28 protein-coding genes are annotated in these 25,228 nt (G+C 35.4%); 9 read left to right on the top strand and 19 right to left on the bottom strand.

The window, feature by feature from the left end; genetic code table 11:
- Position 1: 1 nt before the first annotated feature.
- The 3 genes from BLS98_RS15460 (at position 2) to BLS98_RS15450 (ending at position 2,210) form a co-directional block, all read left to right on the top strand.
- Positions 2 to 526 (top strand): hypothetical protein, encoded by a 525-nt coding sequence (locus tag BLS98_RS15460; protein ID WP_139166137.1) that lies wholly within the window; start codon positions 2 to 4, stop codon positions 524 to 526.
- A 255-nt stretch (positions 527 to 781) separates the two neighbouring features.
- A complete protein-coding gene (locus tag BLS98_RS15455; RefSeq protein WP_089737420.1) occupies positions 782 to 1,465 on the top strand; it encodes a hypothetical protein in 684 nt (227 codons plus the stop codon).
- A 220-nt stretch (positions 1,466 to 1,685) separates the two neighbouring features.
- Positions 1,686 to 2,210, top strand: coding sequence for a hypothetical protein (locus BLS98_RS15450; protein ID WP_089737419.1), 525 nt, complete (start codon positions 1,686 to 1,688; stop codon positions 2,208 to 2,210).
- A gap of 342 nt (positions 2,211 to 2,552) precedes the next feature.
- On the opposite strand, the gene BLS98_RS15445 is transcribed toward BLS98_RS15450, so the two are convergent.
- The 6 genes from BLS98_RS15445 to BLS98_RS15420 all read right to left on the bottom strand — a co-directional run bounded on the left by BLS98_RS15445 (position 2,553) and on the right by BLS98_RS15420 (position 6,794).
- Positions 2,553 to 3,044, bottom strand: coding sequence for an STM3941 family protein (locus tag BLS98_RS15445; protein WP_089737418.1), 492 nt, complete (start codon positions 3,042 to 3,044; stop codon positions 2,553 to 2,555).
- A 58-nt stretch (positions 3,045 to 3,102) separates the two neighbouring features.
- Positions 3,103 to 3,825, bottom strand: coding sequence for an ankyrin repeat domain-containing protein (locus tag BLS98_RS15440; protein ID WP_089737417.1), 723 nt, complete (start codon positions 3,823 to 3,825; stop codon positions 3,103 to 3,105).
- A gap of 65 nt (positions 3,826 to 3,890) precedes the next feature.
- Complete coding sequence (locus BLS98_RS15435; protein WP_089737416.1) at positions 3,891 to 4,568, bottom strand: hypothetical protein; 678 nt, start codon at positions 4,566 to 4,568, stop codon at positions 3,891 to 3,893.
- Between the two features lie 418 nt (positions 4,569 to 4,986).
- Positions 4,987 to 5,340 carry a cupin domain-containing protein gene (locus BLS98_RS15430; RefSeq protein ID WP_089737415.1) on the bottom strand — a complete coding sequence of 118 codons (354 nt, stop codon included), beginning with the start codon at positions 5,338 to 5,340 and terminating at the stop codon, positions 4,987 to 4,989.
- 22 nt (positions 5,341 to 5,362) lie between these two features.
- Entirely contained in the window at positions 5,363 to 5,779 is a 417-nt protein-coding gene (locus BLS98_RS15425) for a DoxX family protein (RefSeq protein ID WP_089737414.1), read from the bottom strand.
- A 226-nt stretch (positions 5,780 to 6,005) separates the two neighbouring features.
- On the bottom strand, positions 6,006 to 6,794 hold the full coding sequence (locus BLS98_RS15420) for a helix-turn-helix domain-containing protein (RefSeq protein WP_089737413.1): 789 nt from the start codon (positions 6,792 to 6,794) through the stop codon (positions 6,006 to 6,008).
- Between the two features lie 147 nt (positions 6,795 to 6,941).
- Here BLS98_RS15420 and BLS98_RS15415 point away from each other — a divergent pair, with 147 nt between their 5' ends.
- A complete protein-coding gene (locus tag BLS98_RS15415) occupies positions 6,942 to 7,454 on the top strand; it encodes a thioredoxin family protein (RefSeq protein ID WP_089737412.1) in 513 nt (170 codons plus the stop codon).
- A gap of 168 nt (positions 7,455 to 7,622) precedes the next feature.
- Here the strand turns inward: BLS98_RS15415 and BLS98_RS15410 are convergent, their stop codons facing one another.
- From BLS98_RS15410 to BLS98_RS23385, 4 genes are all read right to left on the bottom strand, one after another.
- Positions 7,623 to 8,018, bottom strand: coding sequence for a DUF7674 family protein (locus BLS98_RS15410; protein WP_089737411.1), 396 nt, complete (start codon positions 8,016 to 8,018; stop codon positions 7,623 to 7,625).
- 51 nt (positions 8,019 to 8,069) lie between these two features.
- Positions 8,070 to 8,201 carry a hypothetical protein gene (locus tag BLS98_RS23680; protein WP_262487356.1) on the bottom strand — a complete coding sequence of 44 codons (132 nt, stop codon included), beginning with the start codon at positions 8,199 to 8,201 and terminating at the stop codon, positions 8,070 to 8,072.
- An 82-nt stretch (positions 8,202 to 8,283) separates the two neighbouring features.
- Positions 8,284 to 8,640 carry a DUF7674 family protein gene (locus tag BLS98_RS15405; protein ID WP_089737410.1) on the bottom strand — a complete coding sequence of 119 codons (357 nt, stop codon included), beginning with the start codon at positions 8,638 to 8,640 and terminating at the stop codon, positions 8,284 to 8,286.
- Positions 8,641 to 8,657: 17 nt separating this feature from the next.
- A complete protein-coding gene (locus tag BLS98_RS23385; protein ID WP_167356241.1) occupies positions 8,658 to 8,822 on the bottom strand; it encodes a hypothetical protein in 165 nt (54 codons plus the stop codon).
- A 433-nt stretch (positions 8,823 to 9,255) separates the two neighbouring features.
- Between BLS98_RS23385 and BLS98_RS15400 the strand changes: the two genes are divergently transcribed.
- Both BLS98_RS15400 and BLS98_RS15395 read left to right on the top strand, forming a co-directional pair.
- Entirely contained in the window at positions 9,256 to 10,269 is a 1,014-nt protein-coding gene (locus BLS98_RS15400; protein ID WP_089737409.1) for a nucleoid-associated protein, read from the top strand.
- Between the two features lie 58 nt (positions 10,270 to 10,327).
- Positions 10,328 to 11,290, top strand: a complete 963-nt coding sequence (locus tag BLS98_RS15395) for a hypothetical protein (RefSeq protein ID WP_089737408.1) — start codon at positions 10,328 to 10,330, stop codon at positions 11,288 to 11,290.
- A gap of 149 nt (positions 11,291 to 11,439) precedes the next feature.
- Here the strand turns inward: BLS98_RS15395 and BLS98_RS15390 are convergent, their stop codons facing one another.
- From BLS98_RS15390 to BLS98_RS15365, 6 genes are all read right to left on the bottom strand, one after another.
- Complete coding sequence (locus BLS98_RS15390) at positions 11,440 to 12,195, bottom strand: succinate dehydrogenase/fumarate reductase iron-sulfur subunit (protein WP_089737407.1); 756 nt, start codon at positions 12,193 to 12,195, stop codon at positions 11,440 to 11,442.
- Positions 12,196 to 12,207: 12 nt separating this feature from the next.
- Positions 12,208 to 14,124: a fumarate reductase/succinate dehydrogenase flavoprotein subunit gene (locus tag BLS98_RS15385; RefSeq protein ID WP_089737406.1), complete on the bottom strand. Its 1,917-nt coding sequence runs from the start codon at positions 14,122 to 14,124 to the stop codon at positions 12,208 to 12,210.
- A 12-nt stretch (positions 14,125 to 14,136) separates the two neighbouring features.
- Positions 14,137 to 14,793 (bottom strand): succinate dehydrogenase cytochrome b subunit, encoded by a 657-nt coding sequence (locus BLS98_RS15380; protein ID WP_089737405.1) that lies wholly within the window; start codon positions 14,791 to 14,793, stop codon positions 14,137 to 14,139.
- 16 nt (positions 14,794 to 14,809) lie between these two features.
- The gene (locus BLS98_RS15375; RefSeq protein ID WP_089737404.1) at positions 14,810 to 16,240 is read right to left on the bottom strand and encodes an anion permease; all 1,431 of its coding nucleotides are present in this window, start codon (positions 16,238 to 16,240) and stop codon (positions 14,810 to 14,812) included.
- Between the two features lie 17 nt (positions 16,241 to 16,257).
- Entirely contained in the window at positions 16,258 to 17,424 is a 1,167-nt protein-coding gene (locus BLS98_RS15370; RefSeq protein ID WP_089737403.1) for a porin, read from the bottom strand.
- A 258-nt stretch (positions 17,425 to 17,682) separates the two neighbouring features.
- Positions 17,683 to 18,732 (bottom strand): linear amide C-N hydrolase, encoded by a 1,050-nt coding sequence (locus BLS98_RS15365; protein ID WP_089737402.1) that lies wholly within the window; start codon positions 18,730 to 18,732, stop codon positions 17,683 to 17,685.
- A gap of 368 nt (positions 18,733 to 19,100) precedes the next feature.
- Here BLS98_RS15365 and BLS98_RS15360 point away from each other — a divergent pair, with 368 nt between their 5' ends.
- The 3 genes from BLS98_RS15360 to BLS98_RS15350 all read left to right on the top strand — a co-directional run bounded on the left by BLS98_RS15360 (position 19,101) and on the right by BLS98_RS15350 (position 22,917).
- Positions 19,101 to 21,299 (top strand): ATP-binding protein, encoded by a 2,199-nt coding sequence (locus BLS98_RS15360; RefSeq protein ID WP_089737401.1) that lies wholly within the window; start codon positions 19,101 to 19,103, stop codon positions 21,297 to 21,299.
- A gap of 20 nt (positions 21,300 to 21,319) precedes the next feature.
- Positions 21,320 to 21,871 carry a biliverdin-producing heme oxygenase gene (locus BLS98_RS15355; RefSeq protein ID WP_089737400.1) on the top strand — a complete coding sequence of 184 codons (552 nt, stop codon included), beginning with the start codon at positions 21,320 to 21,322 and terminating at the stop codon, positions 21,869 to 21,871.
- A 119-nt stretch (positions 21,872 to 21,990) separates the two neighbouring features.
- On the top strand, positions 21,991 to 22,917 hold the full coding sequence (locus tag BLS98_RS15350) for a malate dehydrogenase (RefSeq protein WP_089737399.1): 927 nt from the start codon (positions 21,991 to 21,993) through the stop codon (positions 22,915 to 22,917).
- An 86-nt stretch (positions 22,918 to 23,003) separates the two neighbouring features.
- On the opposite strand, the gene BLS98_RS15345 is transcribed toward BLS98_RS15350, so the two are convergent.
- The 3 genes from BLS98_RS15345 to BLS98_RS15335 form a co-directional block, all read right to left on the bottom strand.
- Positions 23,004 to 23,549: a hypothetical protein gene (locus BLS98_RS15345; RefSeq protein ID WP_089737398.1), complete on the bottom strand. Its 546-nt coding sequence runs from the start codon at positions 23,547 to 23,549 to the stop codon at positions 23,004 to 23,006.
- A gap of 202 nt (positions 23,550 to 23,751) precedes the next feature.
- Positions 23,752 to 24,426, bottom strand: a complete 675-nt coding sequence (locus BLS98_RS15340; protein ID WP_089737397.1) for an O-methyltransferase — start codon at positions 24,424 to 24,426, stop codon at positions 23,752 to 23,754.
- Between the two features lie 70 nt (positions 24,427 to 24,496).
- Positions 24,497 to 25,219, bottom strand: a complete 723-nt coding sequence (locus tag BLS98_RS15335) for a YwqG family protein (protein ID WP_089737396.1) — start codon at positions 25,217 to 25,219, stop codon at positions 24,497 to 24,499.
- Positions 25,220 to 25,228 lie beyond the last annotated feature (9 nt).

Raw genomic sequence — 25,228 nt, 5'->3', positions numbered from 1 at the left:
AATGAAAAAAATCATACTAATAATAATCTGTTTCAGTTTTATTTCGTGTTCTGCACAGATGAAACTAAATAAAAGTAAAGAAATAGATATTCTTATAAATACTCCATGGAAATTTGGAGAAAATAATAACATACATTATACTATTAAAAACAAAAGTAATAAGACCTATGTTGTTGATCCATATGGCTTTTCAGGAGATTCTTATTGGCTGTTTAATAATGAGAAACTTAATCCAATTGATCGTTCAAGAGGCTATTACACGAGGCATACAGATGAAGATTGTAAGGGTGATTTAATAATAATAAAACCTAAACATAAAATCGATATAGCTTTAAGTCTAAATTATAGTGAAAAAGGTATCTATGATTTATCTAAGCCAGGAAAGTATATATGGAATATTAAATCTAATCACAGTAAGAAAAATGATATGCCATTAACCTGTAAATCATATATCATTACTTTAGAAAAGAAAGGATATATTATGTTAGAAGATAGTATTGTTGCTAAGATTCCTTTTATAAGATAAACACTTCAATAAATATATTAAGAAGCTATAGCTCTAGGTTAATGTAAACCCGAATTGAAAGTCTTTTCTAAACAAAAGTAGGCGAAATTCTACTTTTGTTTGTTCTTACATAATAATCCGAATAGTGTATTCTAGTTTGTAGCTAGCAAGGGCTTTAGTAAGGAGTATTTAAGTAATGGCTAATAGAATCCATGAAAATGGGATTGGGAAAGAACATGGAGTGCGGTACTAGGAGGAGTTATTGGAGGAGCTGCTGTGTCAGGAGCATTAGGAAATATAGCTAGTAATGGCGGTGCCATTAAGAACTTCTTACCGGGAATGGTTTCAGGAGGATTAAACTCTGCATTTAGTGGTGGTAATTTCTTGGGCGGCGCTATTGGCAGTTTATCCTATACAGGTAACTTATTTGATAATAGAATTACTTCTACTAATCTGGATTTTGCGGGATATAGATATAGTATAAGTGAAATGCTTGTGAGTGATGATAATACTTTAATTGGAGGAACGGAAGCTGAATTCAGCAGGGATACAGTACTAAAAGTAGAAAAAGCTCATTATAAAAATCAATTTATCAGAGGTAGCTGGCAGTTTGTAGATGAATCAAGTGATTTAAGTCCTTATATACGTAGCCAAGGCTATTCATTTGGAGGTAGTCGTAATAGAGATCTTTTAGTCCATGGAGAAAAAAAAGCCTGGGGAGTAACAGAAGTTCTTACACACAATAATATTCTTGTCTGGCAAAGAATATATTTGCCAAAAGGAGCATTCATAAGCTTAGAGCAATTAGACTTAACAATGGGACATGAGATTTTTCATTCTATTTTAAATAATGCCAGAATTCCTGACGTAGAGAAAATTACTGGAACTAATCAACGTGTTAGACTACACGAATATTATACTTCTAGATGGGAGCAGGAATATATTATGTTTAGAAAATGAGAAAGGCTTAATTTGAATATGGGTGCATTTAATACAGCAATCGAAACATATAATGATTTGCAGTCATTAATGAATAAAATAAAGCCAATATATAATAATTATCTTAAAAGTACATTGAAATGAGAAATGTTATGATAGTTGCGATTTTTTTCTTTTTTTTTCTTGTGAACAAAAAGAAAAAAAATCATTTAGCCTAAAATATATTAAAAGTGATAATGAATTGTCTCTTATATTTGAAAACAATACTTCTCAAAATATTGTTTTTCCCACACCTAATACACTTGAGTTTGGAGATGAAAATTTAAAAAAATTTTCTACTCAAGGTAATATGGAAGATTCTTATCCAATTACAGTCTATGCAATAATAAAGGATAACCAATCTTCAAAGTTTTATCAAGAAAAATTAGATAGTATTTATGATAGTTTCTTAACTGAAATTGGTAATTCTGATTTTATCGGAGATAAAAAAACGGGTGATGGCAATTCAGTCTTTTATTTAAAAGAAAAAGAAAAGCTGATTATAAAATATAATTTAATCATAAGGCAATTACCGTCAATGAATTATTCTTCAAAATTTAAACAAAACTATTATCCTTACGATAAAGTATTAAAAGGAAATTATCCTGAAGGAGAATACTTAAGAAGGTTTTCAAAACTAAATTTTGATAAAGCAAAATTTGTAGCACAACCTGTAATAGAGGATAGTCTGTTTTTAAATATTTCTAATAAAGATGCAAACAATTAGATAATAAAATCACTAAAACAAGAGCAGGAAAGTTCCTGCTTTTGTTGCTTATGGAATTTAATCTTATAAAATGAAAAAGATCATATTAATAATAACATGTTTTATTTTCTGCTCTACAAAAATGAAGGTCAATAAAGGTAAAAAAAAATGATATTCTTATAAAAACACCTGTAGAGCTAATTGTATATAGACCAGTAATTTATACCTTAAAAAGCAACACTATATAGACGCTTTAGAAAAAGGTTACATTATGCTAGAGGATAATATTGTTGTTAATATTTCATTTATAAAATAGTGAAGATATTATAAATTTACAAGCAGACTCTTTACAAAATCAATGAATTACGTGTTTTCACGAAGCTTATGATTTAGCAATACCAATAATTCTTTTTTTTCAATGTCCAAAGTTTCTGTATCTATCCATAGTGATTCAGGTTTAGAGGAAAAAATATTACCAATGAGTTGTAGAGGATTACCCATCCATTGGTCTTTGTATTTTTTTGGATCTTTAGAATTAATAAAAATATTTGTTGTTCTGTAAAAACCGGCTTGAAAACTTTCAATATCATTCCAGTCTATAAATACAGATTGTAATGAAGTATGGTTGGTGATTCCCTTATCATTGATTTCCAATCCGGGAATTTCTTGATTAGCTTTAACCAACTGTCTGTATTTGATGACAATAATATAGAATACAATAAAAACCCATAAAATGGAGATTATTTTTACTACAAAATACTGGGTTAGCAACAAATAAACAAAAAAGAAGAATCCCAGCAAGCAAAGAATGATGCTGATGATAATATTGCTTTTCCTGAATTTAATTTCAGCCATATGGTGTATTTTTTCTTAGATAAATGCCCTATTCAAAATAGGAAATCGGGTATCTGTTTTATTTCAAAAGTTTCAGAAGCTCTGTGTTTTTATGGGCTTTAGCCATTTGTAAGGCAGTCTTTCCGTTCACAGTACCACTATCAATTTCAAAGCTAATTCTTGATTTTTTATCAGCACCCTGAGATAGAAGATATTTTGCAATTTCAGTATCATTCTTTTCTACGGCAAGTAATAAAGCATTATATCCATCATAATTATAAAAATCCATTGGTGAATCCTTTCCTTTTAGAGGAATTTTTTTGATGAATTCTAAGTCCTTATTTTTTACAGACAGTAATAAAAGATTTCCAAGATCTTCGTAATTAATGATCTGAGGCTGGTGGTTCAGATAGAGCTCTTTGGCAATTCCAAAATTTTCATAGAAGATTGCTTTATACAATGAATTTTCAGCATAAGCTCCTTTTTTGATAAGGTAGAAAGTGATTTCCGGGCTTCCATATTCAATAGCACCATCTACTAGTTTTTTATCCGCAGTAATGTTGGCTCCTTTTTCAACCATATATTCCACCATGGGGAAGTTTTTTTTCCAGATCGCCGCCAGTACTGGTGCTGTTTGACCCGGAAGCATGGCTTTAATAGGGTATCCTTGGTCAACCATTTTTTTTACCAGTGGAAAATTATTTTCGCGGATGGCGTTATAGAAAGCATCAATCTGCTGCTTGGTTTGGGCACTTAATAATGAGGAAAGGCATATAAGAACGGATATTCCGAATTTTTTCATTCTAAATATAATTTTGATAAGGTGTAAAAGTAACTCATTTCAAGGATTACAGTGAAACAGGAAGTTTATAGGAGTTCATTTTTCCATTCCTGAGCCAGTGCCTCCACATAGTCTGTAAAATAGGTGATGTTGTGGAATGTATGAAAAGTATATTCCGGTTGATTTTCCAAAAAATCTACATTGTCAAAAGCATGATCGTGGGCAAAAAGGAAAACCTCTTTTGTTTTAGGATCATAAACTGTGGTATTTCCGTTAGCTTCAATCACAAAGCTGATGAAATTTTTGTAATCAATCGGAGGTATGTTTTCACTTTTACATAAATCTTCATAATAATCATCCCAATCATTAATTCCTAGTGAACAGTCCGATCCTATGAACATAAACTCCTGATTATTGGATAAGCTTGGATGAGGTTGATTAAAAGATTCCCGAATACCACCAATTTCGTTCTGTAACAGTTGGTGCTCATCAATAAGAGGAAGTGTTGAAGTAAAATCAGGTTCTGTTTTGTTTAGCCAACCGAAAACTTCATTGTTTTTATTCGTCCAGGAAAAAAGACGGTGTGGATGATGGTCAATGTTTAGATTCAGAACTCGTGCCTGAGATAGTAGATCTGTAAGAATAGGAAATGTATCTGTAAATTTTGGAGATAAGCTGATTTCCGCTTCTGAAATATTATCAATTAAGGAAGGATGAATCAGCCACGATAAATGTTCTTTAAAAGCTTCAAAATCTGTATTCATGATGTAATTTGATGGCCAAAGATACATTTAAAAGGATTATAATACCTAAGTTTTTGAAAGTTTTAGCTTTGTTTGACGTATTGTAGAATAGAGATTTTCATAGCTGTCATTCTTAGGTTAACCACAAAAGTCACAAAAGAATGATGACACTTAAGATATTTGAAGGAAAAATCTTCGTGTATAAGAAGCACACTTAAGTTTTTGAAAATCTTAGATTTTCCTCTTTAGTGCTCTTTTATGCAGTATTATATTGAACTTCTAAAGTTTACTAAAGTGTTTTAGAGATAAAAACCTGTTAAGGCTTAATAAGCGTTTTAAAATACCTTTGTAATGGTGTATTTTTTAGAGTGAATAAAAAGGTAAACCTATGATGAAGAATGCTTTCACCACAGGTTTTATCATAAAATGAAGGACCAGATTAAAGGATTTCCACTTCTTCCGGAACCATAAACAGAATAATACAGCCATTTTCTGATGTAACGGAATGTTTGAAGTTAGGCGGAGTATACAAATAATCTCCTTTCTCCAGATTCCCACCCGCGATGGCAGCGTCACCTTCCAGAATGAAAAGTTCTTCGCCTGCAGGATGATTGTGATAAGGATAGCTTGCTCCCGGTTCAAATTTTAAAAGAATCGTGGTAGACCGATTTTGTTCAGGATCAAATTTTAAAGACTTTACAAAAATACCTTTGTAGTGGATGCCTTTCTCAATTAAAGGCTGCCATTCTTTTTGTTCTGTTTTTACGATGTAATCGTTGATGCTAGTGCTCATGATATTAAATTTTAAATGATGATTAATGTGAAAATTGTTCTAAAGACCATAGATAACGAGGAAAAGTACTCAGTAAAAATGCTCCGGCACTGAAAACGAAGACAGAATAATCCAAAGCCTCCTTACAACCGAAAGAAATGCTCATCGTTATTGCAAAGACTAAGGTAAGAACTGATGCTGCCACAGCTGCTTTACGGATCTGAAATCCTACCAACAGTAGAATGCCAATCGTTAATTCCGTAATGGTAGATAATACAGCAAGGGTTGGAGCCCATGAAATAGGTAAAAATGAATTGACTTCAGCAGTATACTGAATAAAATTTTTCCACCCTGAAGATTGGGGTCCCCAAAGATTCAGCCTGCTGCCAACAGCAGATAGAAACCCTGCTGCCAATGCTATTCTCAATAAAAATCCTGCGATGTCCTGTCTTGTTTTCATAAGAGTAATTTTTAGGTCTTAATGACAGGTACAAAGTTCAGCGAAAGAGCTTGTCTAAAGAATAGACAATTCCGGGAAAAGGATGTAATATTTGGTTGGGTTTCGGGTTGCGAGATACGTGTCTGGAAAATATAAGCTTTGATTTCCTATTATTTTTAATACAATAAAGATGTTTGTACAGACTTCAGAAGCTTCCCGCTTCCATCCTCCCGCTTCCTTACTTATGCTAATTCTTTACTAACTTTTGATAATCTTTAGGAGAAAGGGTGGTATGTTTTTTAAAGAAGTTTGAGAAATAAAAAGGATCATTGAAACCAAGTTGGTAAGCAATTTCCTTTACACTCAGTTTTTCATAAAGCAATAATCTTTTGGCTTCGGAAACCGTAAGGCTGTAGATGACGTTTTGGGCAGTCTTATTGGTATGAAGTTTAGAAACCTCATTTAGTTTACCTTCAGTGGTTGCCAATGCATCAGCATGATAGGATACAGGATGATTATCTGAAAAACTATTTCGGACACTTTCTAAAAACTTTAAAAACAAAGCATCCGGTTTCCATATTTCATCGCCATTGGCTATTTTACTGCGGTTAATCTCCACCAATAATAATTCTACCAAAGAATGAGTGGAAATCAGATATTGATAGGGTTTTTCCTGGATTTCCTTTTCGATAAGGTTGAGTGTATCTGTAAAAAATGTAGGGTGCTGAATGGTAATCATTTCATTCATCCCAAAATGGCAGAATAATCCGTTGTGAAAAATTAATTCAATATCACTGTCACTTTTGCAGAAAAAATCCAGTGTAAATTCAAGGGCAAAAAGTTCACCTTCCACAGAGATCAGCTGGTGAAACTGCCCGGAAGTAATAGTAATGGCTTGGCTGCTTTTCAGAATAAAAATGTTCTCGTCAATGAGAATTTCAGCAGTTCCGTTATTGCACCAGAACAAAGTATATTTGATGACTCTTCTAGGTTCAGGATCTACTGCCTGATTAGTATATTTTTTTACTTCAATCATTTTTACTCATTAAAATTGAAAATAATATGAATTTACTTGAAACGAAATTACAAAAAATGATCATGTAAAATAAAGATTTTATACGGTGAATTTCAGTGGGTATCAAAGAGAAAAATTCCTACATTCGTACAGCATAAAATAAATTCAATGAAATATTCAAAAATTATTGTAGTTGTTGCGTTATTGCTGTTTCAGCTGGGTGCAGCACAGGAAAAAGCTGATATTGTATTAAATAAAGCTTCTATTGAGGCTAAAGAAAGTAAGAAAAATGTTTTATTAGTATTTCATGCTTCGTGGTGCAAATGGTGTAAGATGATGGAGAAGAATATGAACCTTCCGGAAACACAGTCTATTTTCGGGGATAGATTTGTCACCGCTTATGTGGATGTTCAGGAAAGAGGAGAGAAGAAATCTCTTGAAAATCCCGGTGGGCAGGAATTGATGAATAAATACAAAGGTGAAAATGCCGGGCTTCCGTTTTGGCTGATCTTAAATCCAAAAGGGGAGGTGCTGGCGGATTCATTTAATGCCAAAGGAGAAAATTTGGGATCACCTTCAACACCTGAAGAAGTAGCAACTTTTATCGCAAAGATTGAGAAAACCTCAAAACTGAAAAAAGAGGAAGCTCAGATCATTGAGAAGGTATTTGTGAAGAAATAAATTTCTTTACTGCGAAATTGTTCTGTTTTTATCAGATACAGAACATAGAAGGCTGTCCATATTTTTTGCCGTTGATATACAAAGAAGGCAAAGAAAGTCAAGAGAATTGAGAAATTCAATCTCTCTAGCTTTCTTTGCCTTTTAATTTAAAAGTTATTTTAGCACTAGCTATTTTCCAAAGTAAATCTGATCCTGCTTCTGCTGCTCGTTATAAATAATCTGGAAACTTACCGGCATATACTGATAAAGAAGTTTCCAATGAGCAATCTTAGCATGTTTTTTAAAGCTTTCAAAAGATCTTACAAAGATATTTTCGATCATTGTTCTTACATAGGAATTTCCATTTCTGTAAATTCCGTCCATCAATTTAATGTGATGGGCAATAATGTTGATCTTCGATTCCAGCAACAGACCTTTCAGATAATTAACGGTCGCCTGCATGATCCCTGCAAAGTTATCCTGTACAGACAACTGTATGATTTCATTGCGAAGTCGCGGATAGAAAAATTTTAAGTATTCAACAGCTATTTTTTGATTAATAGTTTGCATTTGTACTTTCATCATAATTAAGAATTTTTCAAACACTTTATATTACAGCGAAATGTATACCAAAATTTAAAGACATGCCGCAAAAATAAATACGCCTACAATTACAGCGATGTGGGTGAGTAATATCTCTGTATTGTGTCTATTAGTGGTTGTTTTCAAGGTTTTCCAGTCGGAAATTCTTCTGATTTTATTTTTCATAATCTATTGATTGTGAGTTATTTTTAAATTTGTTTAATTTAAACACTTTGTAATGAAACCGTTTAAAAATGTAATAAACACTTTATAAACCATGACTGTAAATTTGTCTCGAATAGCTGTTTTTCAGGTCAGAAGAAATGTGACTGAAGATCATTTGACGGTATTCTTTGCTGCAGAACGCAGTAAAATTGTCCAGAGAGTAAATAAAAGTGTTCTCAATAGCATTTTTTAACAGCGTGTCACCATGAATGTACATTTTGTCTATTTTTTGTAAACTTTTGAATAGCAGGTTACTGTCATTCTGGCGGATCATATTTTTAATACGTTCCATGAAAGTCCGGATCACACTGTATGAGTTAGGACTTTTTGTTTTATTCAATTCCGTTTCAAAGTCAGGAAATAGTTCTGTGATTTCCTTTACAGCCTGTAAATAGTTCATAGTATATATATATTGTGTTAAATGTGGTTTTGCTCCAACAGTTTGATGAAGGCTCCAAACATGAAAATGATTAAAAAAGCGATAAAAAGAAGATGATAAGGTTTCAGCCATTTAGGAGTTTGTGGTCCTTTGGATTTTAATCTTCTTAATTTGTCTATTCTGTTCAATGTTTTCAAGTCCATTTTTTTATGTTTTGAAAGTAATGATGCCAATGGTGTACCTTTGAAATTGGATTTTATTTAATGTGTTGAAAATGAATAAATTGATTGTTTTGTTTAGAGTTGTTAAATAAGAAAAAACATTTCAAAATGATAAGGATTTTATCAAATTGGGAGAAACAGATCTTTTAACAGCATTAGCTATTTTTGATATCAACCACAAAAGTCACAAAAGTCTAATAACACTTAAGTTATTTTAAGTGAAAAGGTTTATGTATAAGAAGTACACTTAAGTTTTGAAAATCTAAGATTTTCATCTTTAGTGGTCTTTTCTGCAGTATTATTTTTGATCTTCTAAAGTGAACTAAAGTGTTAAAAAAATCATCACAATCAATACTGTTTTTAAGTTTCATAGAAAGGATAGAATGAATATCTTTGCAGTCCAAATATTCAGAAGATGTTTTCAAAAATCATAGTACACAGAGTCGGAAATAAGATTAACGGAGATTCTTTAACGCTTTCCCAGGAGGAATTGAAGTTGGAGGAAGGAATGGCAGAAATGCTTGAGGATTACTTTTTAGGATCATTCAAGTCAGAAGAAACTTTTCATTTTTACAGTGATACCTATCTGGTGAACAACCCGATTTACAGTGCTGTATCTGAAATTTTTGAAGATAAGTCTAAGTTTATCTGGGAATCTGAGAATATTGCAAAACACCTTTTCGAAGCCGCTGAAAATCCAAGAGTTCAGAGTGGAGAATTGTTTATTGTACTTTTTGAAGACGAAAGTGACCGTCCGGACAGAGTTGACAAGATCGGGATCTTTAAAACAGAGAAAAGAGAATCATTCCTGAAAATTAATCCTGCAGAAGAAACATTTGATATTGAAAAGGATCAGGGAATCGGTTTATCCAAAATTGATAAAGCTGCTTTAATCTACAACAATAATAAGGATACAGGATATGTGCTTTCCGTAGTTGATAACAACAAAAACGGAGATATGTACTACTGGTTCGAAGATTTCTTAAAAGTAAAACAGCGTGATGATGAGTACTTCCACACACAGGAAGCTTTGATGGTTTACAAAGATTATATCACGAAACAGCTTCCACAGGAATTTGAGGTTTCAAAAGCAGATCAGGCAGATTTCTTGAATAAATCCATCAACTTCTTTAAAGAAAAAGAAGAGTTCAAACTGGATGAATTTGCCAATGAAGTATTGGGAGACGAGCATGTGATTGAAAGTTTTGTAAACTTTAAAACCGATTACGAACAGGATATGCAGGTGAATATTGCAGAAGAATTCCCAATCAGTGAAGCTGCGGTGAAAAAAACGCAAAGACACTTTAAAAGTATTATCAAACTAGATAAGAATTTCCATATTTACATCCATGGAGACCGTCAAAAACTTGAGATGGGAGAGGATGATAAAGGGAAATACTACAGATTGTATTTCGAAAAAGAAGTATAATAGAGATCAATTCATTAAATAATATCATAACTTTATTGCTGATTACAAAATAGCAGTTATGAAGTTTATGATTGTTTTTTGGGGAGCTTTCCTCTTTTTCTTCTGTGTTCCTTTCCCGATTTTCATTTATATGATGACGGAGGAGGTCATAACAGGACCGAGAAATTCATTAGCAGTAAGCTATGGATTTCTCGGTCTTTCTTTATTAATATGGGGATATATTCTCGTATTCTTTATTAATACTCTTTTTATTAAAACCTTTAAACAGAGGAGTACTATTCATTCCATTTTAAGAAACGGTATTCCCAGAGACGCAAAAGTGATGCGTTATCAGCTTTTAAAATACTCTCCGAAAACCAATATGAATGCCATTCAGATTGTTCTTTCCTTTCCTAATCTCAGGAATACCCAGATTGAGCATGAGATGATGTTTCATGATTCCAAACCCCAGGAAAAAAGGTTTGATGTGGGAAATCACGTGAAGGTATTGTTGAATCCTAATGTTTCACAGGAACCTTATTTCATTTTAAATGACCAGAAGGTTGGTTTCAATGCATCGGGAATGATGTTAAGAATTGTGTTTATTGTATTGTTAATCGCTTATATCATCGGTCTGTATACCTATTTTTATAGACGGGAATCCTTTGATTTTGGCTGGCAGTTTCTCACTTTCATGCATCCGATTATTTTCAGTGGAGTGATGACTCTTATTTATGTATTAGTTTTTCAACTGATTGTAGGGAAGTTTTTTAAGAATAAAAATGAAGAACGTATTCTCTTTGCCGGAAGAAATACGGAAGCTCATATTCTCAGTGTCAGTGAAACGGGTGTTATCATTAACGACCAACCGCAGATTATGTTTCAGGTGAGCTTCAAAGATTTCAGAGGGAATGAACATATTGCAACCTATAAAAAAATTGTAAGCCTTTTGAATCTTTCCTCTGTACCTAAAAAAGGAACTATAGAGATTATGTATGATGAAAATGATCCGAAGAAGATGATGATTCCGAAGATGTTTTAAAAAGCAGGAAGCTGGAAGGTATTTTTAGCTATCATATTACTGATAATCCGCGATGATGAACGAATAGACAGCAAAGCCGAAAAAAGAAAGAGCAAACTTGCATTTGCAAATTCGCCCTTTCACACAGTATCATTTTTAGCGTTCTTTGTTTATCTCCCTTTTTTATTGAAAAATAAGGCTCTGTTGTATTCAAAATTCATTCTGGCAATATTCAGAACAGAGATTCCTTGTGGACATTCCACTTCACAGGCTTCCGTATTGGAGCAGTGCCCGAATAGTTCAGTATCCATCTGGGAAACCATATCCAGAACACGTTTGCTTCTTTCTTCTTTACCCTGAGGCAGCAATGCCATATGAGAAATTTTTGCAGACGTAAATAAAGCAGCACTTCCGTTTTTACAGGTGGCCACACAGGCACCACATCCGATGCACGCAGCAGAATCAAAAGCTTCCTCTGCCGTCTGGTGGGTAACCGGAATAGCTGTAGCATCAGGAGCCTGGCCGGTGTTCACAGATACAAAACCACCGGAAGAGATAATTCTGTCAAAAGCAGAACGGTCTACCTTTAAATCTTTCTTCACGGGAAATGCTCCTGCACGGAAAGGTTCTATCAAGATCGTTTCCCCGTCTTTAAAAGAACGCAGGTGAAGCTGGCAGGTCGTTGTATTTTTTAAAGGACCGTGAGCAATACCGTTAATCATCATTCCACATTGTCCACAGATCCCTTCACGACAGTCGTGATCAAATTCTACAGGCTCATCTCCTTCAACGATCAGCTTTTCGTTTAAAGTATCCAGCATTTCAAGGAAAGACATGTGAGAATTTAATCCTTTAAGGTCATAATTAACCAGTTTTCCCTCACTTTGTTTGTCTTTCTGTCTCCATATCTTAAGGTGTAAATCCATAATTTTTGTTTTTTATTTGTAACTTCTTACCGTTGGCTGTATTTCTTCAAAGGTTAAAGGTTCCTTAACCAATTCAGGTTCGCCATTTTCACCTGCCCATGCCCATGCAGAGATAAACTGATATTCTGCATCATTTCTCATGGCTTCTCCATCCGGAGTCTGGTATTCTTCTCTGAAGTGGGCACCACATGATTCATTTCGGGTTAAAGCATCGTAGCACATTAGTTCTCCAATCTCAAAATAATCGGCAACACGACCTGCTTTTTCCAATTCAGCATTCATTGTATCACCCTGTCCTGAAACTCTTACATCTCTGTAGAATTCCTGCTTTAGTTTTCTGATCTCCTGAATGGCATATTTCAGTCCTTCTTCATTTCTGGCCAGTCCGCAATAATCATACAGTAATTTTCCTAATGTTTTATGGAAGTAATCAACGGTTTTGGTTCCTTTGATATTCATTAAATCCTGAATCTGGTTTTTAACAACACTTTCAGCCTGTTCAAACTCAGGAGCATCCGGTGAAATTTTTCCGGTGTGAATTTCATCAGCCAAATAATTGGCAATGGTATATGGAGCAATAAAATAACCATCAACAGAGGCTTGCAACAGTGAATTTGCTCCTAGTCTGTTAGCTCCATGATCCGCAAAATTAGCTTCTCCCAATGCAAATAATCCTGGAACGGTAGTCATCAGTTCATAATCAACCCAAAGGCCTCCCATAGAGAAGTGGGCAGAGGGGGAAATCATCATCGGTTCTTTGTAAGCATCATATCCGGTGATCTTAAGATACATATCGAATAAGTTTCCATATTTCTCTTTGATCTTATCTTTTCCCTGTTCTTTAATTGCCTTGGAAAAATCAAGATAAACAGCGTTTTTCAAAGGCCCGATTCCGAATCCTGCATCAATTCTTTCTTTAGCAGCACGGGATGAAATATCTCTTGGCGCTAAGTTCCCGAATGCCGGATATCTTCTTTCCAGATAATAATCTCTTTCATTTTCCGGAATGTCATTGGGAGCTCTGTTTTCATCCTGTTTTGCAGGCACCCAGATTCTGCCGTCATTACGCAATGATTCAGACATCAATGTTAATTTAGACTGATAATCTCCGGATTGCGGAAGAGAAGTAGGGTGAACCTGAATCCAGCTTGGAGAAGCCATTAGAGCTCCTTTTTTATGGGCTCTCCAGATGGCAGAACCATTACATCCCATCGCTAATGTAGATAGGTAATAAATTTTTCCATAACCTCCGGTTGCCAGGATGACAGCATGAGCAGCGTGTCTTTCAATTTCTCCGGTATCTAAATTTCTTACGATAATTCCTCTAGCTTTGCCATCAATAGTGACTAAATCAAGCATTTCATGTCTTGAAAATAATTGTACAGAACCCTTTCCAACCTGTCTCATTAAAGCCTGGTAAGCTCCTAAAAGCAATTGTTGTCCGGTTTGTCCTCTGGCATAGAAAGTACGGCTTACCTGAACTCCACCGAAAGACCGGTTATTAAGGTAACCGCCATATTCACGTCCAAAAGGAACGCCTTGTGCTACAGCCTGATCGATGAGGTTTAAAGAACATTCTGCCATTCGGTACACGTTGGCTTCACGGGCTCTGAAATCTCCCCCTTTTAGGGTGTCTACGAACATTCTGTAAACACTGTCACCGTCATTTTTATAATTTTTTGCTGCATTCACTCCACCTTGTGCGGCTACAGAGTGTGCTCGTCTCGGGCTGTCCTGAAAGCAGAATGCTTTCACATTATAGCCCATTTCTCCTAAAGAAGCTGCAATAGAGCTTCCCGCAAGACCTGTTCCTACAACAATCACATCAAGCTTTTTACGGTTGGCCGGGTTCACAAGCTTGGCTTTCTTTTTATAATATGCCCATTTCTGTTCCAATGGGCCTTGTGGTATTTTTGAATCTAAAATCATGATGAGGTCTTTTTAATGATAAGTAAAGTATACATAAACAGGCATCAGGGCAAAACCTAAACTGATAATGATAGAGTAGGCCGTTCCAGCGATTTTAACCCATTTCACGAATTTCGGATGGTATAATCCAAGGGTTCTTACGGAACTGTACAATCCGTGGATCAGGTGATAGCATAAAGCAATCATAGAAAGTACATAAATAACTACGTACCACCATTCTTTAAATACCGTTACTACCAAAATATATAAGTCTTTATTTCCATTCTCATCCAATGGTGGATTTCCGAATTTATAGACATACCAGAAGTTTTGAAAATGAATCACCAGGAAGATCAGGATTAAGGTTCCGAGGATACCCATATTTCTGGAAGCCCATTTGCTGGCTCTTCCACGTCTGTCATTCTGATAATCACCACCGGATTTTTTATTTTTCAGCGTGATCATAAGTCCATCTACAGCATGCAGAATAATACTGGCATACAAAACGTAAGAAACTATTTTGATAATGATATTTCCTGATAAAAAATGCGAATAGGCATTGAATTGCAGATGAGCCTGTTCCTGAGGGAGAAAAAGCTGAAGATTTCCGAGGAAATGAATTAACAGGAAGAATCCCAAAAAGAGTCCTGTAAGGCACATCAGCATTTTTCTTGACAATGTTGATAACATAGAGTTGATTTAATAATTAATAATATCCTAAAACTTTCATCCATAGGCCTCCTACAACCATATAGATAATTAAGAGTACGATTCCGATTTCAAGACCTCGTAGCCACCAGACTTTCAGATCTACATATCCACTACCGAAGAACACAGGAGCAGGGCCGTGGCCATAATGAGTAAGTACCCCATAAATAGATCCCATGAAACCTAGCATCATAGCCAACAACATAGGTGGAATTCCTAAAGAAACACCAACTCCCAAAAGAGCTGCATACATAGCAGCTACGTGAGCGGTAGCACTGGCGAAAATATAGTGACTGAAGAAATAAACGACAATAATAACCGGGAAGGCTACCTGCCAGCTCAATCCACCAATCTGAATCTTGATAAGGTTACTGAACCAGCCAATGAAGCCCAATTCATTCAAAGAACTTGCCATCATCACCAGAACAGCGAACCAAACGATGGTATCCCATGCTCCTTTTTCACTTTTTACATCTTCCCAGGTTAATACTGAGGTTAATAGCAATAAAGTTAATCCGATAAAGGCGGTAGTTGTAGCGTCAATAGAAAGCGCTCCCCCAAAAATCCAAAGGAATAAAAGGATAAAGAATGCCAATAGCATCAACCATTCATTTTTGGAAATAGGTCCCATTTCTTTTAGTTTCTGAGCAGCCATTTTCGGGGCATCTCCTGTTTTTTTCAATTCAGGCGGGTATAATTTGTATAAAACCAAAGGAACTACGAAGAATGCTACCAAACCAGGTACAAAACCTGCTGCAGCCCAAGACATCCATGTGATATCGATACCAAGGTTAGCCGCAAACTTTTGACACATCGGGTTACTTGCTGTTCCGGTTAAGAACATAGAAGAAGCGATGAGGTTCATATAGTAACTGTTCAATGTTAAAAATGAACCCAGCTTTCTATGGGTTTCCGGTTTTTCAGGAACGGAATCAAAGCTTATGGCCATAGATTTCATAATCGGGTAGATAATTCCTCCACCTCTTGCGGTATTACTTGGAATAGCCGGAGCCAGACAAACGTCTGCAAGTCCTAATCCGTAAGCAAGACCTAATGAACTTTTACCGAAAACTCTGATGAATAAAAAGGCAATACGGTTTCCAAGTCCTGTTTTGATAAACCCTCTGGCAATAAAGAATGAAATCCCGATCAGCCAGATCACTTTATCTCCAAATCCGGAAAGTGCTTTGGTAATAGATTTTCCGGCATCACCGGGAGCGACCACTTGTGTAAGCGCTGTAAATCCGATGGCCATCATACACATCGTTCCCATAGGGGCGGCTTTCAGAATAATTCCTAAAATGGTTGCTGCAAAGATGGCAAACAGATGCCATGCATTCTGAGCAACCCCTTCGGGCGCTGGAATGAACCAGATGATTAACGCAACGACAAATGTGATCGCGACGTTTTTAATATTAATTTCTTTCATAATATTCTATTTAATCCTTAAAATCTGCTTTGTACCTGCACAATAAACAGGTTGTTATTGTATTGATTGGTATTTTCTACCTGATATTTGTAGCGGTCGAACTGTACGCCCAGCTGAATTCTTGCCCCGTAGTTTTTCAGGAATTCAAGCCCAACCATTGGAGTGATGGTTTGTCTTGGGTTGGATGCCATTCTGAAGTTGGTATCCAGATATTCATATCGGCAAGACAGTTCAAAAGCACTTAGGTTTTTGTGGTTAATCTCGTATCTAAGATTTGGAAGGAAATATACCCCGCGAATCAGATATTGATCTGGATTATCAGGTCTTACTTCAGGTGCAATAGAGTTATAAAGAACGTGGTTGGTCGCTTGCTTAGCTTCCAGTTGCATATCAAGACTCCATCTCGGATCAAACTGAACCATTGAGCTGAGGTCAACCCCTACAGCATATACTTTTTTGCTGAAAACTTCACCGATACCACCATTCAGCCCCACATTGAAATTATATTTCTTGGATAGTCCGAAAAGTAAGCGGGTAGAATATTGTTTTCCGTTGTCATTGTCATTTACCTGGTTTTTTCCGTTTCCATTGACTACAGACACAGCATACTGAAGTGGGATTTCTCCTAATTTTACCTGTCCTGTGGCAGAAAGCCCGATCTGGAAGCTTGTCCAGCCCAGTTTCCCGAATTCAGAATACTGATTAGACCAGTCCAGAGATTTGATAATATCGATAGGATAAGTTTCCTCAATACCGAACCAGGGTCTGAACTGTCCTACAGTGAATGCCAACTTGGGGCTGAAAGTATATTTCAGGTAAGCATTTTCAAGAACTCTGCTTTTAGGATCATTTTTAAAATCGGCGAGGTTAGCCAATGCAACAACTTCCGTACGTTTACTGATCTGCGCTCTTACCTGAACCCTCATGTATTTCAGCATGAAATTATTGCTGGTTCCCGATCCGTCAGAATGATGCAGGCCGTTTACATCAACATCCTTGCTCATTCCTACCAGATAACGTGCCTGAAAAAGCCCTTTGATCTGAAGCTGCGGATATTTTACATTATCTTCTTCCTGTGGTTTTGGTGTGGTCTGTAGAGAATCCTGTATTTGTGCATTGGCTGTAAAACAGCCCATGAGAATACACAGAATCAGACTTCTCTTTTTTAATGAAAAAAAGGCCATATCTATTTATTTAATTTTTGCTTTTTGAAATATATGTAAGCATAAAAGTTCCTGTCTCTATCTTGAAAAGTTGAGGTAATGCACTGAACGTGCCTATACATGATAAAAACTTTTGGTGCTTAATTCCTTCCGTATGCTTCTCCAGAGGAAGGAAATGATCTTATCTCTCATCCTGACATCATTTTTCAGGATTTACTGAACTTTGGTATTCTTTCAAAGAAAAACCTAAGATTAAATCTTTATTTTAAGTCTGAATTTTTATTCTAAACCTAAGAATTTGAAAGATGGAGTTTCTTTGAAATCAGTATTTGATTTACCGTGATATGTCTGGTAATTGCTCAGATCCAGTTTCATTACTTTCCCTTTTACACTCAGATCAAAATCTTTAAGATCTACCCAGAATGTGTTTGGAGTGAAAACTGTTTCAAAATAATAAACCAGATTCTTCTGATCCGAAACAGAACGCCATCTTGTAGAAGAAATATTAGGTTCTGTGGGTGAAGAAATTCCGTACGGTACAGAGCAGTTTCTGATGACACTGAATACACTGGCTACAGCAGTGCGGGTATCGGCAGTTTTTGGAATAGCATCAATATAATAAGAAGCTCTTACAAATCGGTCTGCAGCACGGTTGGTTCCCGGCAGCATTACTGTTCCCGGAATCCCTTTCCAGTAGTTGTTAAGAGCAAGCTGCTCGTCAAAAATAGGAGAGTTGGTCATTACCGTGTAAGACGGATCATGATGAATTACTAGTTTTCCATTAATATATTCTAATACCGCATTGTCTCCTGAAGCATCAGAAAGAGAAAGGTGAATGGTGGTAAATCTTTCTGTTCCCGGAATATTGTCACTAACTACTACGAATGATTCTTTTCTCGAAAACTCCACAGCTTCTTTTACAGTTGAGAAGTTGTCAAGATAATATTGTGCCCATAGAGAGATGGCAAGTCCCTTTTTTCCTCCTTTAGGATCGAATTTTGGATATTGAGATTCTCCTAACCATAGCATATTGGCTACCAATCCTTTTTCATTCATTCCATCTGCAGAAGCGATGTCCCAGGTTGAACTGATCACACTTCCGTATTTGGAGGTCCATTTTACTGATTTAGGGCCGGTTTGGCCATTGCGGTCTATTCCTTTTGGAAAAACCCAGATATTAGCAGGAATTTCATCACGCCAATCCATAGAGCGGGCTGTAAGAATAGTGTTTTGGGGACCTTTGTAGACAATGCGGGTACACGCTTCAGACGGATTCCATAATCCTATTGAAAGGACAAGAGAAAATAAAATTAATGGGAACTTTTTCATAATAGTATTATTTGAATTTAAAATTTATATTGAATTTATTGTGAATAATTCAATTGTTTACTACTCATATTCATTATTTGGTGATATAAATTTAGTTAAAATTGTTTAAATAACATAATTATTTTGGCTGATAAGCAGTATTTCATGTTATGAATCATGGTTTAATGGTTGAAAACACTGTTATTGGAAAAAATTTCGTATATTTTAGAGATATCATATAAAAATGGGGTTAAAATGGATAATTTTTCAATGAAAAAAGTTTGTTTTGGCTGCCTATTACCTCTCAAAAGAGCCTGAAAATTAAATACCTCACAAGCTAAAACAGTTAAAAAAAAGCCCTATATTTGGTTGATAGACTGAAAGATTATATGAATTTTGTAGAATGTCATGAAGAACCTATCCATATTCCAGGCTCTATACAAAGTTTTGGTTATCTGATTGGCATTGATGCGGAATCCCGTTCCATTACTTTTTTCAGCAGGAATATATCAGATATTTTTAAAATCGGAAACCAGGATGGGTTATTCGGAAGAAAGCTTACGGATGTCCCGGAAAGTTTTCAGAACATTATTGATTCGGATATTTACACTTCTTTAGACCATTTTACCAGACGGGAAAATGAAACGTATTTTGATAAAATCTTTATTGATGAAAGAGAATATCACTTTTCTGTTTTCAGAAGCAGTGGGTATATTTTCCTTGAATTTGAAGAAGTTCTGATTAATCCGGATAAGCGGATTTCCAATAAATATGATAATTTCTATGTGATAGATGATGAACAGGAACTTTGGAATCATCTTCTGGAAACGCTTTCTAAAGTTGTAAATTATGACAGAACAATGGTCTATAAATTTATGATGGACGGCTCCGGAAAGGTAATTGCAGAGAAGAAGAATGAGGATATGGAAAGCTTCCTGGGACTTCATTATCCTGAATCTGATATTCCGAAACAGGCAAGAGAACTTTATCTTAAGAAAAGGAAAAGAATTTTCAGCAACGTCTATGAAGAGACGGTTCCTATTGTAAGCAAAACCGTTGAAAATATCGATCTGAGCCTTTCTGCATCAAGAGCTATGTCTCCTGTTCATGGACAATACCTTAAGAATTCTGGAGTTTCTTCCAGTTTCAGCGTATCGATTATTATTGATAATCATCTTTGGGGGTTGGTAACCTGTCAGAATGTGGAAGCTAAGCATATAGACCTTGAAGATAGGGTACAAGCTGGAATTTTCACGGCATTGGCAGCGAATGCATATTCCTCTTTTAAATCAAAGAATGAACTGAACTATCGCTTAGAACTGAGTGAACGAATTTCTGAGCTTAAAACTGGATTTTTAAAGCATAATAACCTCTTTGATTCTCTATGGGAGAGCAAAACAGAGATCATGAATTTACCGGAAGCAGATGGTCTTGCCATTGTGTCCGATGAAAATATAATTACTGAAGGAGCAACTCCAGAATTGGATTGTATCAGCAGCATTGTAAACTGGGCTTTGGAAAATACAAGTGACAGAATTTATGTGAACCGAAGTTTCCTTAAAAATCATAGCAAGGATCTGAAATTGTCTGAAAATGCAGCCGGAATTATTATTTATTTTATTGAAAGAGATAAAAATGAAATGTTGATCTGGTTCCGAAAAGAATTTGATGAACATATTGACTGGGCAGGAAACCCGGAAAAGAAAATTGGGGTATTTTCTCAAAATGGAGAAGAGCGACAAATGATTTCTCCAAGAACCTCATTCCGTATTTTCACAGAAAACATAAAAGGCCATTCCAAACGATGGAATTCCAGAAATATAAGTGCTGTACAGGCTGTGAGAGATCTTATTTTAGAAACTTCTCACAAGAATTATAATGCCATTAAAAGGCTGAATGATGAGCTTAAAAAAGTGAACGAAGAACTCGACAGTTTTTCCTACACGATTTCTCATGATCTGGGAACTCCTTTAACAGTTATGAAACTGAATGCACAAATGCTTCTGGGAAATCTTACGGATGGCTCTGAAAAGAGTAAAACGAAAATCAATACCATTATTGAGGAGATCGACAGTATGGCAGAAATGATGAAGGATGTCCTGCAGCTCAGTCGTGCAAAGCATAGCGAAATACAGCTTGAAACCCTGAAAACGAGCAATACCATTCAAAAGATCTCGGATAATGCTAAAATCACTTATGGAAGTCCCAAAAGTGAAATTATCATTAAGGAATGTCCTGATGTTTTGGCAGATAAAACAATGCTTCATCAGGTGTTTTTGAATATCATTAATAATGCAGTAAAATATTCTTCTCATAAAGATCAGCCTAAGGTAGAAATTGAAGGTACAGAAGATGGGCAAACCATTGTATACAGAATCTCAGACAACGGAATTGGTATTCCTGAGGAGGAAAAGCATAAGATGTTTAAAATCTTCAATAGAATGGATAATGCAAAGAAATTCAAAGGAAACGGAGTAGGACTTTCCATCGTACATCGTATTATGAAAAGAATAGGTGGAAATATAGATTATAAGAGCAATAAAGATGGTACATCGTTTATTTTAACGTTTAAAAAACCTTACATTTGAGAAACTTTTAAAATGTTATTATGGTATCAGAATATCTTAAACAAAACACAGCAGACTATCACGATGCAGCCGAGAAACTTTTTAATTCTGAAAAGATTTTTAATAAAACCTTCACGTTAGAAGATTATAAAAAGATCATCCATACCAATTATCTGATGCTTCTTCACAGTGAAGATAAAATATTCAACAGTCTTTCTGATAAGTATGCTGATAAACTTCAGCTTGCCGAAAGAAAGAAACTTCCTCTTATCGAAAAGGATCTTGCAAGTCTTTCTCTGGAAAATCAATCAGCTTCCCACCATCTTGAATTTGACAATGAACATGAAGCTTTAGGAGCAATGTATGTGATTGAAGGTTCTACATTGGGCGGAAATGTGATTGCTAAACAGCTTTCTAAAACAGAAGGTTTTGATGCGGTGACTTTTAACTTTTTCGGATGTTATCAGGAGAATACAGGACCTATGTGGAAGAATTTTAAGGAGGTTCTGGATACTGAAGTGGCAGAGGAAAAGTATGATGAAGTGCTGTCTGGCGCGAAAAAGCTATATGGTTTTTTACTGAATGTCAACTAATTCCTTTTAATTCTAATAAAATTTCTGAAAAATTGCTCATTTTTTCAGGATTTATTAAATTTGGGAAGTTTCAAAATTAAATAGTAACTAAACAAATAAATAATTAAAAAAGTAACAATATGAAAGTAACTGTAGTAGGTGCAGGCGCTGTAGGAGCAAGCTGTGCGGAATACATCGCAATGAAGAACTTCTGTTCAGAAGTAGTTTTGGTAGATATTAAAGAAGGTTTTGCTGAAGGTAAGGCAATGGATTTGATGCAAACAGCATCGCTTAACGGATTCGATACAAAAATTACCGGAACAACAGGAGATTACAGTAAAACTGCAGGTTCTCATGTAGCAGTAATTACTTCAGGGATTCCAAGAAAACCTGGAATGACAAGAGAAGAATTAATCGGTATCAACGCTGGTATCGTGAAAGAAGTTACTGAAAACTTAGTAAAACATTCTCCGGAAGTAATCATCATTGTGGTTTCTAACCCAATGGATACTATGGCTTATTTAGTACACAAAACTTCTGGTCTTCCTAAGCACAAAATCATCGGAATGGGTGGTGCATTAGACTCTGCAAGATTCAAATACAGATTGGCTGAAGCATTAGAAGCTCCAATTTCTGATGTTGACGGTATGGTGATCGCTGCTCACAGTGATACAGGGATGCTTCCATTATTGAGCAAAGCTACAAGAAATGGTGTTCCTGTAACTGAGTTCTTAGATGAAGAGCAACAAAAATATGTAATTGAAGAAACTAAAGTAGGAGGTGCTACTCTTACTAAATTACTAGGAACTTCTGCTTGGTATGCACCAGGTGCAGCTGTTTCTGTAATGGTTCAGGCCATTGCTTGTGACCAAAAGAAAATGATCCCTTGTTCATTAATGCTTGAAGGTGAATACGGTCAAAATGATATCTGCTTAGGTGTTCCTGCTATTATCGGAGCAAACGGAGTAGAATCAATTGTAAACGTAACGCTTACTGCTGAAGAACAATTGAAATTCGCTGAAGCTGCTAATGCAGTAAGAGAAGTGAATGGAGATCTTAAATTCTAATTACTGAATTTTATATAGGAAAACCGCGCCGGAAGGCGCGGTTTTTTGTTTGAATAATATTAACAGTATATTTTTTTATACCTGCATCAGTTTTTAGAACCAAATTTATTGAAAAAAAGTTCTCTTCCTGCCTTATCATAAACATAAGGGTCAACAAAATCTTTTGTCCAGTTGTTTGTGATTTGTGAAAAATCTTTTCCAGTAAATTTTTCTAGCTCTGTTTTTTTTACATCAATTTTATAGATTTTATTCTCAAAGGGTAGTATTATTTCGACCTCATTAATAAAATTATTTTTTTTCAAGATTGCTCCAGATCCTGAAATAAGTGCTTTTTGAATTGCATGTCCGGTTGACCAGTATTCTCTGAGATCATTCTCAGTTAATTTAGATTGTGGATTTAGTTGTTGGTATTCTGCATAGTTTTTTACATAGCTTATAGTTGCTTTTCCATTTTCTAATTCAACATTACTAACAGAACCTCCGCCTCTAAGTCTCGAAGCTTCGGTTTTTAATTGTTCTAAATTTGATTGTATGGGCTGAACTTCATTGGTTATTTGTGAGGGTTCAGATTTGTTTTCATTGCCACAACTTGCTAATATGCATAATGTAGCAATTAAGAATGCCTTCTTCATTTTAATAAGATTTTCAGGTTAGAATGTCAATTAATATATAATTCAGTTTAATTCTGAAATTGAGTATTCAAAAGTAGTGATCACAATGGAAAATGTATTACGGAAAACCGTAAAGGATGGTAAGTAGTTTCGGCGCGGCCAAAGGCCGCGCCGAAACTGTTTTAATAATAATATTCAATATATTTTAGTTCTATTTTTTTTATCAATCAACCCTATTAACCACCGCAATAGCCATCCCATCATGTTCTTTCGCTCCAAAAGTCTGAAGAATTGTGGCTGTCACATTTTCAGTGGTACTCAGTAATTTATTTAACCTTTGAACTCCCTGTACTTTCTCATCCTGGCTAGTGGTATTGAGAATCTTTCCTTCCCGGATTACATTATCCAATATAATCATTGTTCCGGGACGTGATAATTGAAGAGCATACTTGAAATATTCTGTGTAGGGAGGTTTATCTGCATCAATAAAAATCATATCAAATTTTTCATTGTTGCTATTTACCATTTGGAGCAAAATATCTAATGCTTTACCAATTCTAAACTCTACTTTGTCTGAGAGTCCTGCATTTTCAATGTTTTGTTGAGCAACTTTTCCATGATGCTGATCTATTTCAATGGTAATGATTTTACCTTCTTCGGGTAAAGCACGGGCCAGCCAGATTGTACTGTAGCCACCTAAAGTTCCCAGCTCCAAAACTTTTTTTGCGTTACATGCCATCGTCATGACCTGTAGAAATTTTCCTTGATTAGCAGAGACACTGTGTTGGGGAAGACCTTCTGTGTCAAGAGATGTAATCGTATCTTTTAGTGCTTGATCTTCAGGGGCAAGTAAACCACTGATGTAATGGTCAATTTCTAGAAAAAAATCTGTTTTCATAGTATAAAAATGTAAGTGAAATCAATCCTTATTGATTATAGATAGGTGAATTTTAAAATAGGAGATGATCTCAATAAAAATCATAATACAAACTCCATTCTCCGGTCTCCTTATTCTTTGCAAACATAAGGCTGCCACTATGAACCACATTCAAGTTAGCCTTACCGTCTGAGGAAACCTGAAAAACAAACTCGAAGCCTTCTCCAAAACCATCCTTAAACCCGATACCAGGCTGGCAAAATGATGGATAGCCCCCCAATTTAGTTCTGTAACTGTGCTTAATGATATCATAATAACTGTTGAAAAGCCCTTCTCTTTCAAGTTCCACAATGTCAGAGATTAAACGGTAGTCTATATCCTCAATTCCGCCACCATCCCATACAGGGGCGTCTTTAGGATATAATTCGGAGCGTAGTGGAAATGGTTTTAAATAAGAAACCGGACTTTGTAAATCCTTGATGACTATATTTTCCAAATCATCATATTCCCGGATGACCCAATGATCACCCATTTTTTCAAGCATTCCCGGAAAATACTGAGAGATAAATACGGTAATTAATTTTTTATTCTTTATCAGTTCCGGCACAAAAGGTTGGTTGGGAAGGTAAAACTGAATAAGTGGTATCATTGGATCTCCATTTTTATCCAAAGGAATCTCTTCATCTTCAGCATAGGCAAATACCCGTCCGATCCATGATTCTTCCAAAACATTCAGAGGTCTGAAGCCACCGGTAAAAAATTCTGTAGCAGGTCTTTCTATCTTATTTTTGATTTCCTGAATTCTGTTGTCCATTTTTGTGAT

The sequence above is a fragment of the Chryseobacterium jejuense genome (assembly GCF_900100075.1).
Taxonomy (GTDB): Bacteria; Bacteroidota; Bacteroidia; order Flavobacteriales; family Weeksellaceae; genus Chryseobacterium; species Chryseobacterium jejuense.
The sequence above is the reverse complement of the archived record's forward strand: the minus strand, read 5'-3'. Positions and strand labels throughout refer to the sequence as shown.